We start from the raw sequence: 15505 nt of genomic DNA, 5'->3' as shown, positions 1-15505 counted from the left end.
AACAGCCGAATGGCGCAACCTTTAGACAAGGAGTTTCACAATGGGTGCTATCGGGTCATTCATCATCGGAGCGGTGTCGGGCATTCTCGGGTTGGGGCTTGCCTCTGGCCTCATTACCAATCTTTCGGGCGACAGCGACCCGCAAGACGAGTCGAACACGGAGGAGGAGTAGCCATGCTGCCGCTTGTTTTTCTCGGAGGTGCCCTAATGGGGGCGGCTGGGCTTGTGGCTGCGGCTCTGCATGATGACAAAAAGACGGAAGCGGCCTTTTCCCCCTTGCTTAAGGCCCCGGAAGATCTCACCGAAGATGAGGTCGCAAGCCTCCTTGGGGATTACGCGCTCAAGGCCAACCTCCTTAGTATCAAAATCAGCCAAGTGGGGATTGAAAGTGCTGGCTTGCAGGGGACATCCATTGAACTGCCCGATGACGGGATGTTCCAAAAAATCGCCAACAGCATCGGTGATGGCCTCACCAAGACGGCCAGACACCTGCGGTGCAATGAGCTTGAAAATCTGAAGGAGGAGGCATCCAAGCTGTATGGCAGATACCGGGGGGTCTTCCGGCGGGCGAATGCTCTTCTGCGTGAACGTGGCAGAAGACCCATTGATTTACGCGGGCTCACACTCTCCAAAGCGAAAGTATCGGTTAATAACGCCATTGAGAATGAGAACTGGTGCTTCGACTTTGAAGATGCAGAGGATGGGATTCGCAGCTTCCTCGAAAAATCGTCAGAAATTGCGGAGCAGTTCATCGCAATCTTCGAAGGCCAGGAAAAGATACTGGCCCTTGGCGAAGGTGACTTTCCCGTCCTTCCGTCGTAGCGGGAAAAGTGAGCCGGGGGTAGCAAATGGTCATTCCACCGCGATTCTCCATTGTCTGGCTACTCGCATCTATGGTTAGGAAAAAGAAGTCACTCATTCGCTATGGGGTGGTGCCTGCCATCCTGCGGAGGTTGATGAACCAGTTCACCTGCCCACTGCACAAGGATTAAGAGGAAGTGTCCGCGCCTATTTCTGGCGCGGACACTTGTCAAAATAACGATGATCAAGCAAGACGCTGACGCCACTCCCGGAGTAAAACTCCTCAGATTGTTCCAGAAGCTTATGCTGGACGGTCGCAGGCATTTCCAGACAGACCTCGCGGCGTATCTGAACTGTTCGCCTCAGACAGTCATGCGCCTGATTTCTGAAATTGAGAGCGTCATCGGTACCAACTTGGTCACGGGATTGGAAAAGCATAGGCGATGGTATCAAATACGGAGCATCTCCAGAAACATGCTTGGGCTTGAATTTGAGGAGCTCCGATACTTGGCAATCTGCCGCGATTTGGCCGAGCCCTATCTCTCCAAGCAAGTTAAGGAGCGCGTGGATAAGAGCATATTCAACTTCTCAATCCTCATGGCAGACCAGGAATTTTCTGCGGGGCAGAACCTGAACAAAAATCAGATTGCATACTGCACCAAAGGGTGGATCGATTACACCCCTTACTTCGGTTTTCTGGAAACCTTGTCGCACGCCATGGAATCAAAGCGTATTTGCCTGGTGCGCTACAGGGCGGCTGGGGCAAAACAGACGAAAGAGCATCGCTTTGCGCCAGCGCGCATTATCAGCATGAATAATGCTCTGTATGCGCTTGGTGCAGGAGTTGCTGAAGACTTCAAATCAATGCGGCATCTGACGAGCCTTGCCATCCACCGCGTCAAGGATGTGGTTCTGACCGACAAGCCCATTCTGTTCACGATTCCTCACGAGGAAATCGGCTTATTCGGCTTGCCGTGGCACGAGCCGAAAACATTCAGAATTCATTTCAAGCCGGGCCGGGTGGTCGAGTATGTCAAAGAGCGTGTGTGGTCTGGCAAACAGAAATTTTATCCACAAGCGGACAGCAGCCTGATTTTGGAGCTGGAATCATGCAGCCAACCAGAAGTCGAAGCCTGGGTGCGCAGCTTTGGGGATGACGCCCAACTGCTCCCCGATGAGAACCATCCTTGTGGAGCTTTAGGAGCTTGATATGACCAAGGAATCTCTTGAGAAAAAGTACGAAATCGCATTCGAGCAAGCGGCAGCACTCCAACCTATCTTTCCTGAAGCTGCCAAAAGGGAAATGGCGCAGATGGTGGAGGTAATCGCGCGAGGAAATGAGAATATTCGTTCTGAGTTGCAGACCAATCGTCGTATCGAACAGAAAGGTGGCTATATCGCCGAAGAATTCCATGCAGAGACGTTTAATCTCGATTCCATTTATAATGAGAGCGATGCGCGAGCAATCACAGATCGCTATAAGCAGGACTGGCAAGAACAAGGCTTAAGCCGCAATGATAATCCTGATGTTGTGATTGTCGAAGAGGGAAAAATTACAACAAAATCGCAGTTAAAATACGAAAAAACCGCCAAAAAAACCGCTGGTAAACTCTCTCAAAAAAATGCGGATGGAAGTGTTAAATATGGGCAAAATGACTCCTATATTGTACCTAAGGATCAGAAAAATGAAGTTAAAAATTACTCTAAGCAGCGCTCCGTAGAAAAAGCAAATGCGGGAGACGCTGAACTTGCAGAATCGTTTAAACAGACCTCAGAAAAAACAACTGATACACTCTCAGATGGTAAAGCAACATCAAAACCTCTTTCCAAGAAGGAAGCTAACGAACTAGGAAAAGGTAATCTTGATAAGCTTAAAGAAATCGAGTCTGACTACCAAACAGCCTCGACACTCAAGCAGATGGGCAATGCGGCAGTAGGGGCAGCGGCCATGTCCGCCGTGGTAAGCGGTTCGGTAAACACGCTTAAATATATCCAGCTTGCGAACAGCGGCGAACTCACGGCGGAGGAAGCTACCGTGAAAATCCTTGGCGAGACTGCGGCAGCGGCTGCCGACAGCGCCGTCAAGGCATCGGCCAATGCCGGAGTCCAGAGCCTTATGGTGCGTTATGGCACCGAAGAGGCTGCCATGCAGGTTCTGGCGCAGCAGGGCATGAAAAATATGCTCAAGACAAATGCCGTGACGGTTGGCGTGACCTGCGCGGTGGATGCTGTCAAGGATCTCGTGCGCCTAGGAACAGGGCAAATATCCACCCAGGAATTTTTTGACCGCCAAGGAAAGGGCGTCCTCATGACATCGGCAGGTGTCGCGGGGAGCGCCTTGGGGACGGCTGCTGGAGCGGGGATTGCAACCACCCTTGGTCTTTCGTCGGGCACTCTTGCTGTGACTGTGCTGGAATTTATCGGCGGTATGTCAGGGGGTATGATTGCGGGCCTTGCGATGGCGCTTGCGATTGAGAACGGCATAGAAAAGCCCTACCGCGATTTGGTTCGCAACACCGAAAATCTCAAGGCGGCAGCTTGCGAACTGGAGCGCGTCTCCAGAAATGTCTTCCGAAGCCAGATTCTTTTTACCAAGTATCTGGAAGCTGATTATCGGCTGGAGAAAGAATTACAGACGCAAATGGATCGCGTGGACGAAGCGGGCCAGCGCGCCTTCGAGGCCATCAGCAAAATCTAACTCCTCAAATAAATCGGAGGGATATACCATGTCCAATCTTACAATGACGCAGGCTGAAGAGAAGACCATCGATTCCCAAATTGAACAGATGATGGACTGGGCCAAGACCCGCAGTGCGGAGGCGGAGCAGCTCGCTCTTGACTCAGCACGTCTTATGGCTTGCACAACCGACCGTGTAGATCGCCTTAAAAACCAAGGGTTTTTCAAGCGATGCTGGAATCGTTTTTCAGGCAAAGCCGGTGAAATGGAAAGGGCCAATACCAATGACATCATCCAAATGCAGAAAACAGCCTTTCGCTATGTGAATATGCTTCAGGAACAACAACTCCTCATGGCTCACTCTCTGCTCTCTCTCAAAAATAATCTCATCTCGCTAGCGGTGAAAGAGGAAGAAACAAGAAATCTCATTGGAATGCTCGCTCAACGGACACTGGAACGATTTGAAAATCTGGAGAACCGGGTTGACCAGCTTGAAATTTCCACGAATCTACAAGGGTGGCTGCTGGGGCTTGAAGAACGGGAATATGACGAAAAAATTCCTACGGAGTATATGCGGCTCTTCAGGGTTATCAATGATTTTTACAACATCAAGAAAGATAATTGGAATTATAATGATCTTATGTTTATGAGAAAGGCCATACGAACAGTCGGCATTAATCCGAAGCAAAAGATTTCCCTAAACTCCTTCATCGACAAGCTTACCGATGAAATTCAAAGTGAAGGAGTTGGATTTGAAGCATATGGTCAAGCGATTACAATGTTTAAGCCGGAAGGTATTGAAAATTATAGTAAATACGTTGTAGAAAATATTTCATCTCCTGTTTTCGTTTCTATGCATGGATTAAAAACTCAATACATGGATCGGCTCGATATAGTTGAAGAGCTTCAAGATGAGATGAACATATCAGCAGGAGAAGCATTAAAAAGACTTCTACGGCGTAGTATTAACAATATGAACGTCAATCTCGATTATGAATTTCCATTAGCTGAAACAGCAATAGAAATACTTGGTTGTCTTAGATTGGGGGAGAGACTCTCATCCAAAAATATTGAGGAAAAAGAGATTAAGAGTAATCTTGAAAATATAGATATAAAAATATCTAGTACACCAAATGCAGTTGAGAGAAATGATAAACATTTTGATTGTGCCAAAGTAAAGAATATCAATTTGAATAATTGCAGCTTTCTTCCCTTTGAGGCAATAGAGGTTAGATTGGGCAGTAGGGCAGAAGAGATTAAAAATATTATACAATTTAAAGGAAGATATATAGCTGCGACTGCAACAACTATATACTCTAGCGAAAATCTCCATGATTGGAATAAAATACATGATTTTTCAACGGATGCAGGAATTAGTTATTGGCTGAGTGAAGCTGGAGGTTACTTATTTACTAACCAAGACTGGAGCACTCGCGTTTATTATTCGGAAGAAGGAAATAAATGGAATGAACTAAACCTGCAAAAGAAATTTCGAGGGGAAAATATTTATTATGATAATGTATTGCATAACGGAGAATTATTTCTCTTTTCTGGGCGATCAAGTATAGATTATTCTTATACAAAATCAGGAATTATATTTGATTCAAAAGAAGAAACCTCATTTCTTGCAGGTATAATATCTTTCGGCAGAGATTTTAATGATCTGAGAAGTTTTAATTTTGCAGATGAATATGATCAATATAATATTAAAAATACTTTGTGTATAGGGAAAAAATTTTATATTTTGCTAAGGCACGATCGATATGATGAGAGCAAATTATTGTCTTCGCAAAATTGTATGGAATGGGAAGAAATTGATGATTCCAGGATTGGAGACGAAATTCATTCCATTTCGAAATTTGGAGACTACCTTATCATTGATAGTGATAAGCCGTATCTTTTAGATACAAAAAATAATAATTTAAGTATTTTTTCAGGACCAAATGAAGATTCAAGCTTTAGTGACTATAGCTATCAAGAGATAAAAAATAGCCTAGCGATATACAAAGGCGCTTATGATTCAAATATGTATATCACACAGGACTTAAAAGCATGGAAGAATATAGAAGTTCCGACCTTTGATAGTGGAAAAACGCTTCCAATAATAATAAATAGTGAATATTTAATATTTGTTTCTGATGATAAAATATATTGTTCGAAAATTGAGCATAAATAGTACGTAATATTCTTATTCAAATAGTATAAGATATATATTATATATCTGAATAAAGCAAACCCATTTTATTTACCCCCGAAAGCCCCACCGTTTTAATCGGCAGGGCTTTCTCATTTAAGGAGGAGGATTTTGGATACTTACTGCTCGGAAAATATTACGGAACTGGCCCAAGCACTCATTAACGTCCAAAAGCTGATGACCCCTGCTGCCAAGGATGGCAAGAACCCTTTTACCAAGAGCAATTACGCCACGCTCAACTCGGTTATGGAATCATGCCGGGATATTCTCCTGGATCAAGGCATCTGGCTGACGCAACTCCCTGTCCCGGCTCCTTCGGAGCTGGGACAGGGCTATCTGGGGCTCTTGACCAAGCTCACTCATGCAAAGACGGGCCAATGGCAGGCGTCATTGGCGGTCATTCCGCTCCCCAAGAGCGACCCGCAGGGCATGGGGAGCGCCATCACCTATGCCCGCAGGTATGCGCTCACCTCCATGCTGGGGATGATAACCGAGGATGATGACGCCGAGTCCGCCAAGGAGCCCAAAATGTCATCTGCATGGGCACGGACGCAAAGGGCGAACTACTCTCAGGAGCCCCGACAATCCCGCAGGCAGCCAATCTCTGCCGAGCCCGTGCGACAAGGGGATGACTTCGGCAGCTTGCCGAAACTCGAAGGCGTCTCCTACCAGTATGTCACCGCGCAGGATGGTCGTCAGTGCATCATTGCCACAGGCAACACTCTCGCCAAGAAGGAACTTTTGAGTGGGGCGGGTTTCCGCTGGCACGCACAGAGGAAATACTGGTGGAAATATGCTGAGGCGGCGTAAGCAAACAGGAGAGATAATGGTAACGCAATCCCGTGAAAAGGCCCTGCTGGAGATAGTCCGGCGGGGCCTTTTTCTGGCTTCGGCGCATACTTCAACCGCCATCCTGGGCGACCGCTCCGCCTACCTTGGCATGAGCGACCTTGCCCGCTATGCGGACTGCCCGCGAGCAGCAGTTGCCGGAAAGCTGGGTGGGCGTGACACCACCCTTGAACACCTGCTCACCCTCCAGCGGGGGCACTGGTTTGAGGACGGCATTGCCGGATGCCTTGGAAGTGAAGGCTTGCGCTTCATGCGTCAGGTGGAGATCGCCCACACCCATGCTGGCGTCCCACTCCGGGCGCATCTGGATTTGGCTCTTGCTTGGGATAAACCCCGGCCTGCTGTGCGCGTGCTGGAAATCAAGAGCATGGAGACGTTGCCCAACGAGCCATATCCGGCCCATGAGCGGCAGGTCATGGGGCAGGTCTCCATGCTTGAGGAACTTTGGGATGCGCCCGTTCTCACGCTCCAGCGTGAGAACGGGAGCATTGCTCNCATNCTCGNCTNAACTTCCCGGAGCTTTGCCGNCGGGAGCTTGGGGTGAATCTCCCCANNGACNCAGAGAAAGTATCNGTGGANGGNTGGTTGCTCTGCCTTTCCATGTGCGANGCNCGGGCNTTTGGGCCATACCTGCCCGATGCCGATGTCCTTGAGTCNCTCCNNGAGCAGGCGGTGGAATATTGGGCNGCGTTTTGCGCCGTGAAAGAGGNGNCGGNAGCCCTGAANGACATCCCGCACGCCANNGGATTTTATCNGCTCTGNGCGANCTGNGCNTATGCNGCCGATTGTCCCCGCTTTCCGNAAGCCGCCGACATGCCGCAATGGGAACCGGCCCTCGACAAGCTGGCNGAGCTCAAGGAANGGCGTACNGAGCTGGATNCGGAAATCCGCGAGGTGGANAGTGCGCTCCGGCTGGCGCACAGGCTCGCCATNCCGGGNGAAAATGGCAATGGCGGCTGGATNACCGCNGGGAGNTATCGCTTCAAGGTCAGCCGCACCGAGNCNCNGCGAACATTGGACAAAGCGGCCTTGTGTGAGGAGTTGAGTGAGATCTTCCGGCTCGAACATCTGGAGGATATTGACGTGGACGCGCTCCTCAAGCGCCATGAAAAGGTCGGCGCTTCCTCGTCCCGTCTGTCTGTCAACAAAATCAACTAGGAGGAAAACATGGGCTACTGTTCCGAAGTTGGGCTTGCCCTCACAAAGAAGGGCGTGGAANCCATGCAAAGCAGGCTCGCGTCCCCGGCCATCAAGCCGGAGACGCGNGAGCGTATCAGGGATTTCTTCGACCATGCGGACAAGCACGNCAGNGANGAGNAAAGCGGCCATGAGGCGTGGTANTGGGACTANCTCAAGTGGTACGATGATGACCCGGCGCACTTCCCNGAGGTNGACTTCGTGGAAAAACTCATGGCGGAACNGGATGCTGCGGATTTCCGCTTCATCCGTATCGGAGAGGACTACGAGGACANCGAGGTACGCGGCAGCTTCTGGGANAACCCCTTTGACATGGAACTGGGGCGNAGCATCAGCTTTTCNCAGGCTGTCTAGCTGAGNCTCTCNGGGGGATAGTGCTGCGCGGTGTGGACAAGGGCGACAATTTCTACGGCAGCTTCCTGTATCCTGTAGATGAGCANATAATTTCTGTGCGCCAGCAATTCCCGTGTCCCGCCGATTCGCCCCTCATGGCCCATCAACGGATATTGGGCCAATTCCCTGGCCTTGGAACGAAAGAGAACGTCCATCCTGATTGCCGCATCGACATCCTCTTCAGCNATATAGGAAACGATGGCCTCAAGATCGCTCTCCGCCTCCNTGGCCCAGAGNACGNTCATCCGGCCTGACGCCCGTGCCTGGTGAGAAGCCTTGCGATGCGGGCTTCAGCGCGCCTGTCCACTTCTTCGCTGGAAAGNACGTCNCCNTTGGCAATATCCNGAAGCCCTTTGGCNACCTTTTCCCGGACATAACGGTCATAGCCGATATAGTTGCTGATGGCTTCTTTCAGGGCGTCTTCCCGTGANTAGGCAGTCGCCATAGCCGTGCCNTCAAGCGCCGCAAGCGATTGGTCATCCAGCGTGAATTGGACTTGTGGCATAGNTNTCTCCATTTCCCNCACCATAACCCAGCGGACAGCCTCTCGTCAAAAGGGAGGCTGTCCGCTTTTACGGAGCNGACATGAACNNAANNGACATCCTGAAATCCCTCACCTCCAAGGAATTTGACGCNGGTCAGGTTTTCAGCGGCAGGCCNACGGGNACAAAGGTCAGGGGGTACGAGCGGCCNTCNCCTTTCACNCCCCAAATNAANCCNGACTACATTTTCCACGAAACNAGCCGCGATGTCATCGTCTGGCTGATTTCACCGCCTTCGCCCCTCTATGTCTGCGGCGTTCTGGGCGTGGGGAAGTCGAGCCTCATCACCCAGCTTGCCGCACGGCTCAATTATCCCGTCTTTGAGGTCACGGGCCACAATCGGCTGGAGTTTCAGGACTTGGCCGGGCACCACATCGTCCAGAACGGCAACATGCGCTTCGAGTATGGCCCGCTCGCCCTGGCGATGAAGTACGGGGGCCTGTTCCTNCTGAACGAGCTGGATCTTCTNGANCCNTCCACCGCAACGGGGCTGAACGGAGTGCTGGATGGCCGNCCGCTCTGNATCCCCGAAAATGGCGGNGAGCTGATTGAGCCTCACNCCATGTTNCGNTTCGCNGCCACGGCCAATACCAATGGGGGAAGCGACGAGACCGGGCTATATCAGGGAACCCTCAGAATGAACATGGCCCTCATGGACAGGTTCACGGTCATTGAAATCAGCTATCCCACCCCGGAAGCCGAGACAAAACTCCTGGAGAAAACAGCCCCCAATCTTCCGGCGATTATCCGCAGGAAAATGGTTGAGTATGCCAATGAGGTTCGGCGGCTGTTCATGGGCGAAAACGGCTATGGCAGCNACAGCATCGAGATAACCTTCAGCACNAGAACCCTNCTGCGNTGGGCNGACTTGACGGTGCGCTACCAGCCCCTTGCGAAGCANGGNATNCAGCCGCTCTCCTATGCCCTTGACCGCGCNCTGGGCTTCAGGGCCACGCGGGAAACGCGGGCCATGCTCCATGAACTTGTGCAGNGGATATTCCCNGTGGGCNTNATGGGGGAGAAGCCCCGCGCANNCTATGTGCAAAAGCCCACGAAACCCGCTCCCACCGCTGCAGATCCCAGCCAACTCATCTCACAGGCTCTTGACGCCCTTATCCGGGAAGCCGCCACGGCCCCCGCGCGGTTGTCGTTTGAACCGCAAATCAGCCTCCAGTGCCCGACCGCCCAAGGCGACAAGTTCTGGCATGGTTCCGCCACGCATGACGCGCTGACGCTCTGGTGGGGAAAGGTCGGCACACAGGGCGCGCGGAAGTGCATCGCCAAGGATCAGTGCCGACAGGGCAACCCAGTGCTGGAATTACGGGAGCGCGCGCTCCGCAAGCTCGCCAAGGGTTACGCCATCAACCAGCATGAAACCAGGCTTCCTTAGGAGGGAATACACATGGAAACGATAACCGACATCACAGTTCTCGACCAACTGCTTGTGGTGAACCTTGATACGCATATCTGGTCGGCAAGCAGAAAGCTCCTGCCCGAAGATTTGGGCAACACCGAATTGCCGCCCGATGAGCTGGCTTCTCTCGGGAGCAAGAAAATCTGCAACCCGGAGGAAATGAACATTTTCAAGGCATTGAAGGCCCGCGCCGAAAGCCTTTTGCGCCAGAACGGCATCAGGTTTTTGAGCGGCTGGGCTGTCCCCCAGGAAAAGATGGAGGATATTGACAGCAGCCTTGTCGCCATACGCGACGACTTCAACACGGCCAAGGAAAACTTCCTGCAACGCTATGAAAACACCGTTAGGGAATGGATCGACAGCCATCCGGCATGGAGCGGCATCATCGCCAATTCCATCGTGAGCGAGGACTATGTTCGCTCCCGGCTCGCGTTCCGCTGGCAGGTGTTCCGGGTCCTGTCTCCTGAGATTTCGGAGCATACGCGGGACGATCTGGTAGATGATGTAATCAATCTTGGTGCCACGCTGTATGAGGAAATTGCCAAGACGGCCACGGAGACTTGGAAGAATTGCTATGAAGGCAAGACCGAGGTCACGCGCAAGGCTCTTTCCCCACTCAAGTCCATGTATGAAAAGCTCATGGGCCTGACCTTCGTGGAACCACGGGTGAGCTCCATCGCATCCATCATCAGCACGGCCCTGAGCAGTATCCCCAAACGCGGCCCCATCACGGGCGCAAGGCTGCTCATGCTCCAAGGGCTGGTGTCCCTTTTGCGAAATCCGCAGGAAATCGTGAAGCACGGCCAGAAAATTCTGGACGGCCAGACCTCCGGGGATGTCCTCTCCGCGCTTTCCGGCATGGGAACATCCACAGAAATCGTTGAGGAATCTCCGGGCGTGGGGGAGCCGGTACTGCCCGATGTCCCCGAGCTTCCGCAGCTCCCGGCGCTGGTGAGCTGTGGCTTATGGTGACGCCCACCCTCCATAGCTAACCCGCAAGGGAGAAGATATGAACCAACACAGAAACCTCATCAACGCCCTGCCGCTGGTCGCGGATGCGCTGGGGCGCAAATACGGTGTGAAGGTGCTTATCGGTGGTAGCACAGCCTTCACCGATGGCAAGAACATCCACCTCCCGAGCCTCCCGCTGGACGCCGATGAAACTGTCATCCATCTGGCGCGAGGCTATCTTGACCATGAAGCCGCCCACTTGCGGATAACGGATTTTGCGGCGCTTGCAGACGCCCAACTCACGAGCGTTGAAAAGCACGTCTGGAACATCCTTGAAGACTTCATGGTGGAGAAGGCGCTTGCAGACCTCTATCCCGGCTGCCGTGAGAATTTTGCATGGCTCATCCGGCATCTGTTTCTCACGGAAGCGGATGCCCACGAGCAGGATATGACTTCTCCGGCTACCGACATCTTCTCTTGGCTTCTCCTCAGCCTTCGTTCGCTGGTCGTCCCCGAGCTTCGGCAAGAGCAGGAGCGGTTGGCGAAGGGCATCGAGTACGCCTATCCGAGCTTGCTTGAGGAACTGGAGCCGGTCGTGCGGAATGTCCCGACTTCCTGCACCAGTACCCTCACCTGCATTGAAGTAGCACGAAAGATTGGCAGGCTGCTCAATGACTACGCGAGCCGACAAACGGGGGCAAACAGCAAGGAGCCTAATGAGGCCGGAATGGGGCACCCTTCAGGGACAGCCGCCAGCGCAAATTCCGGCTCGGAAGTCCGCGTCCCTCCCAGCTCGGAGGACGGCGATTCGGAGCTGTCCGGGGAAACTGCTCAGGACAACTGCTCCGAAGCCACAGGCCAAAAAACTGAGCACGCCGGGGCCTCGCTTCAGGATGTGCTGGCGGGTGCGGGCCTCCCCACGCAGGACATTGGCAGCTTGGCGGGCAGGATGCTCGAAGGGGTCAATCAAAGCGAGAGCACGGGACAACTCACTGTTGCCATGCCGATGCCGTTTACGGGAGACGCCCTCACGGAAAAGGAGGTGAAAGATATACGGGCGGCAACAGCGGCGTTGCGGACGCGGCTGACCGCCTTGTTTCAGGCAGAAGTCCACGTCAGGAACCACATCGGCAGAACCGGCAGGATTGACCGCCGCCGTGTGGCGAGGATTGCGGCAGGCGAGACCAAAATCTTTGGTAAACGCGGAAAAAAACATGGCATCAGCACGGCTGTCCATATCCTTCTGGATGTTTCCGGCTCCATGCAAAGCCAGAACAAAATCACCCTGGCCTGTCATGCCAGCTTCGCATTGGCCCACACGCTTCAGCAGGTCTCAGGCATCGGGGTGGCTGTCACCTCATTTCCCAATGGCACACGCCCAGAGGAGGAGCGGATAGTGCGGGCGTGGTCAACTGTCGCGCCGGTGCTTGTTCACAAGCGTAGGCTCCATACCCGTTTCAAAATCCAGAGCAATGGCACAACCCCAATGGCCGAAGCCGTCTGGTGGGCCATGCAGCAACTATGCGCTCTCAAGGAAAGCCGCAAAGTGCTCTTGATCCTCTCGGATGGCGAACCCGACAGCGTGGAGGAGGCCAAGGTTGCGCTTCATGCCTGCCTCGCCCAAGGCATTGAGGTGTATGGCATCGGCATTCAGAACAAGGCCATACGGACGCTTCTGTGCGGCAAGAAAATACGCGTCATCTATGAACTCAACGAGCTGGCCCCGGCCATGTTTGAACTGCTGCAAAGGGGCTTGCTCAATGCGTACCGGGGCAGGAGGAAGTATGAAAATCCCGCTTGACCTGGGCAATCGCCATCTGGAGATTTTGAGGCGTATATGCGCGGCCCCGTGGCCCAAACGCCTCAAAGTTGGCCCTAAAATTGGGCCTCATATCACCTGTTAACCTTAAAGGAGAAGGGAGGGCAATATGAGCTTCGTACCGTGGGTTCCTGTCATTATCGCAATCCTTGAAATCGTAAGGGAGAAAATGAATGACTGACCGCACATCGAATCTTCTGGCAAAGGTAGAGGCGGGGGCTGACGCTCCCGGCTCTTTTGGTGTGTTCCCTGTCCCTCAAAGCGGCATGAGCAGGCTTGGAGCCTTCGCGCTGGGCGTCCTCACGGGCGTTATCGGGGTGGCTGTGGCCGCAACAATTCTTGAGGAAATGAAATATGAAGGGGAAGCGGACGACAACGAAGAAGACGATTGGAAAATGACTAACGGGATGAAAGCAAATTAGGACAAATAGAATATTCATCTGGGGGTTAGCTTTTGCTAACCGCCATTTGAAATATCTAATTTATACTTTGAACTGGGGCCTGACCCTTTCAAATTAATTTGTAAACGTTTTGACTTTTTATTTATCTTTTTTATCATTTTTCTAAGAGATGTATTAGATTGAGAGAATTTTGATTTTGAAATTATTTCTTTCAATGACATAGCATCATTGTTTTTATATAGGGTACAAAGAATATCATTTTCATTTGTATTATATAAATTAGTATCCCAAGGAATACTTTCCTCCACAATGCTATCACCTGATATGTTGATAATATTTGAATCTTTTACATTTCTTTCCCATCTATAAAACTCATCAGGAGTTTTAGCTAATCTTAGGAAAAAACTAGATTCCGTACAGTCTAGTTGAGGCGCCATCTTGACTTTAGGATAACTAATCTTTAAATTGACCCCTTCATAAATTTGAGGACGCTTGTCTTTCATGACTTTAAAAACATTTGTTGCATTCTTTAAAAAGACTGATGAGCCATCCATATCACCATCAATATTTGAATGATGTATAATTAAAAAAGAAGTATTTAATTCAGTACTTGCCTTATCAATAAAATCCATAAAGGATATAGCACTTGATGGTGAGTTTATACACTTTGGTGCAGCTTTTGTTAACGTGTCAATTATGATAATATTTATACCTTGTTGTTTTATTGTATTTTTCAAGCTATCAAAAAATTGTGTTGATTGTTGACCATTCCAAATATAAGAAACATTTGGATCTAACTTTTTTAAAGAAAATTTAAAGTTATCATTAATGAGAGCTTTATCTAAACCATATGCTTGAATTAATTTGTCAATATTGCTGATAAAAATATCAGGATTTGTTTCGTAATCAATATATAGTACTTTTTTCTTGGTAACGACTGAAAAGTCAAAAATATCCATCCCTGACACTAAGGCTAGCGCTAATGACAGACACCAAATACTTTTGCCAGAAGTTGATTCCCCATAGCAAAAGGTTGTTGTCTTAGGAGACAAAATATTATCTAAAATAATATTACAATAATCATGAGGTACAAAGTTCGTAAAATCAGTTATAGAACTTATATGAATATTACAGATATTAGATTCAATTTTATTATTTATGATGTTCATCTGAATCAACCAATTTTCATATTGCCTTGGCCTAAACAAAAATTCACTTTCCCCCAAAAATTTAGGCCAATCTATTTCTTTTAGAGAAATCGATTGTTCTACAACATTTTTTATAAATAGCTCTTTATTAAATATGGATGGTGAGATAGTAATTTTATCAAATGGATAAATTGTACGAATAGATATGAAAACATTAGAACCATTAATATCAAGAAGTTTACCTAATTCAAGTGCGTTTAAATAGGATTCTATTTGCGGTAACGGAACAATAATCACGTCGCGGTACTTAAGATACGATATATCAAATTTTGGAGATGATGTATAAAAATTATAAGTCGATGGGACGAATGGGAGCGTATTAATTAGAGATATTAACTTGTGCGCTACAATCTTGTCAAAAAAAACAATAACCTTCTTATGATCATAAGTAGTTATAAGATTAGAATTCAATAAAAGTGAAGTATCATATTTATATCCTGGCATTATCTCTTTTATAAATTTTGGCATGCCGTTATCAGGTGCGACAAAACAAATGTTAATTGGAAAATAATGGTTTCCGTCTGCACTAAAATAAAATGCTTCTCCAGATTGGAAGTCACCATCACAGGCAGAATATTGTAAAACAAACTCATAGATAAATTGTTCATCATTTAAAGAAAAAAGATTTGGGAGATTTTTTAGTCTAGTATTTTGGTTTAATTCTAAGAAAGAAGATTCTCTATCATAACCAAAAGTATTAGGATTTTCAGGGTATTCATATCCGAAAAGATCTTTTTTGTGGAGTGAAAAATATTTCTCCCCAATTTCTTGGGTAACTATATCGATTGGCTTCCTGCTTTTCCGTGATAAATTGAGTATAGGATCATCTGTTGCATATTGCTTATTTGGATACATATTCAAGCTATAAATCGACGCCGGTTCCTGTTCAAATGGCTTAATTATACCAGTAGGAATACTACTTATGCGTGAATCAATGTTAAGAAGATGTGTTATAATTTGCCGATAAACAAAAAATTGTTCTCGATCATTTAGGATATATTGCCCGCAATTTTTTTCACCAAAGAACTTCTTAAATAGGTCGTTCCGGGATGTATACAT

The 15505-nt window shown here is 49.2% G+C and carries 10 protein-coding genes and 1 pseudogene; 9 read left to right on the top strand and 2 right to left on the bottom strand.

Annotated features, from left to right (window positions below):
• Window positions 1-174 precede the first annotated feature (174 nt).
• From HDR50_RS02465 to HDR50_RS02445, 5 genes are all read left to right on the top strand, one after another.
• The gene (locus HDR50_RS02465) at window positions 175-822 is read left to right on the top strand and encodes a hypothetical protein (RefSeq protein WP_291355604.1); all 648 of its coding nucleotides are present in this window, start codon (window positions 175-177) and stop codon (window positions 820-822) included.
• A 219-nt stretch (window positions 823-1041) separates the two neighbouring features.
• Complete coding sequence (locus HDR50_RS02460) at window positions 1042-2010, top strand: WYL domain-containing protein (RefSeq protein WP_291355602.1); 969 nt, start codon at window positions 1042-1044, stop codon at window positions 2008-2010.
• A 1-nt stretch (window position 2011) separates the two neighbouring features.
• A complete protein-coding gene (locus HDR50_RS02455) occupies window positions 2012-3499 on the top strand; it encodes a hypothetical protein (RefSeq protein WP_291355600.1) in 1488 nt (495 codons plus the stop codon).
• Window positions 3500-3527: 28 nt separating this feature from the next.
• The gene (locus HDR50_RS02450; RefSeq protein WP_291355598.1) at window positions 3528-5654 is read left to right on the top strand and encodes a hypothetical protein; all 2127 of its coding nucleotides are present in this window, start codon (window positions 3528-3530) and stop codon (window positions 5652-5654) included.
• Between the two features lie 129 nt (window positions 5655-5783).
• Window positions 5784-6482 (top strand): ERF family protein, encoded by a 699-nt coding sequence (locus HDR50_RS02445; RefSeq protein ID WP_291355596.1) that lies wholly within the window; start codon window positions 5784-5786, stop codon window positions 6480-6482.
• Window positions 6483-8068: 1586 nt separating this feature from the next.
• On the opposite strand, the gene HDR50_RS12390 is transcribed toward HDR50_RS02445, so the two are convergent.
• Window positions 8069-8356 (bottom strand): type II toxin-antitoxin system RelE/ParE family toxin, encoded by a 288-nt coding sequence (locus HDR50_RS12390; RefSeq protein WP_365816548.1) that lies wholly within the window; start codon window positions 8354-8356, stop codon window positions 8069-8071.
• A 340-nt stretch (window positions 8357-8696) separates the two neighbouring features.
• Here HDR50_RS12390 and HDR50_RS02440 point away from each other — a divergent pair.
• The 4 genes and pseudogenes from HDR50_RS02440 to HDR50_RS02425 form a co-directional block, all read left to right on the top strand.
• Window positions 8697-9655 (top strand): annotated as a pseudogene (locus HDR50_RS02440) (AAA family ATPase); the annotation flags it as partial.
• A 400-nt stretch (window positions 9656-10055) separates the two neighbouring features.
• Complete coding sequence (locus HDR50_RS02435) at window positions 10056-11039, top strand: DUF3150 domain-containing protein (protein WP_291355594.1); 984 nt, start codon at window positions 10056-10058, stop codon at window positions 11037-11039.
• A gap of 37 nt (window positions 11040-11076) precedes the next feature.
• On the top strand, window positions 11077-12819 hold the full coding sequence (locus HDR50_RS02430) for a VWA domain-containing protein (RefSeq protein WP_291355592.1): 1743 nt from the start codon (window positions 11077-11079) through the stop codon (window positions 12817-12819).
• 191 nt (window positions 12820-13010) lie between these two features.
• Window positions 13011-13259 (top strand): hypothetical protein, encoded by a 249-nt coding sequence (locus HDR50_RS02425; RefSeq protein ID WP_291355590.1) that lies wholly within the window; start codon window positions 13011-13013, stop codon window positions 13257-13259.
• A gap of 35 nt (window positions 13260-13294) precedes the next feature.
• On the opposite strand, the gene HDR50_RS02420 is transcribed toward HDR50_RS02425, so the two are convergent.
• Complete coding sequence (locus HDR50_RS02420; RefSeq protein ID WP_291355588.1) at window positions 13295-15505, bottom strand: AAA family ATPase; 2211 nt, start codon at window positions 15503-15505, stop codon at window positions 13295-13297.

The sequence above is a fragment of the Desulfovibrio sp. genome, assembly GCF_014803725.1.
In the GTDB taxonomy this organism is placed as follows: domain Bacteria; phylum Desulfobacterota; class Desulfovibrionia; order Desulfovibrionales; family Desulfovibrionaceae; genus Desulfovibrio.
Note: the sequence above shows the minus strand (reverse complement) of the source record. Positions and strands in the feature narration are given on the sequence as shown.

Bases quoted from the DNA above. Each gene is read 5' to 3' on its own strand.
- HDR50_RS02455 (WP_291355600.1), top strand. From the start codon at position 2,012: ATGACCAAGGAATCTCTTGAGAAAAAGTACGAAATCGCATTCGAGCAA.
- HDR50_RS02425 (WP_291355590.1), top strand. From the start codon at position 13,011: ATGACTGACCGCACATCGAATCTTCTGGCAAAGGTAGAGGCGGGGGCT.
- HDR50_RS02450 (WP_291355598.1), top strand. From the start codon at position 3,528: ATGTCCAATCTTACAATGACGCAGGCTGAAGAGAAGACCATCGATTCC.
- HDR50_RS02460 (WP_291355602.1), top strand. From the start codon at position 1,042: ATGATCAAGCAAGACGCTGACGCCACTCCCGGAGTAAAACTCCTCAGA.
- HDR50_RS02465 (WP_291355604.1), top strand. From the start codon at position 175: ATGCTGCCGCTTGTTTTTCTCGGAGGTGCCCTAATGGGGGCGGCTGGG.
- HDR50_RS02420 (WP_291355588.1), bottom strand. From the start codon at position 15,505: ATGTATACATCCCGGAACGACCTATTTAAGAAGTTCTTTGGTGAAAAA.
- HDR50_RS02430 (WP_291355592.1), top strand. From the start codon at position 11,077: ATGAACCAACACAGAAACCTCATCAACGCCCTGCCGCTGGTCGCGGAT.
- HDR50_RS02435 (WP_291355594.1), top strand. From the start codon at position 10,056: ATGGAAACGATAACCGACATCACAGTTCTCGACCAACTGCTTGTGGTG.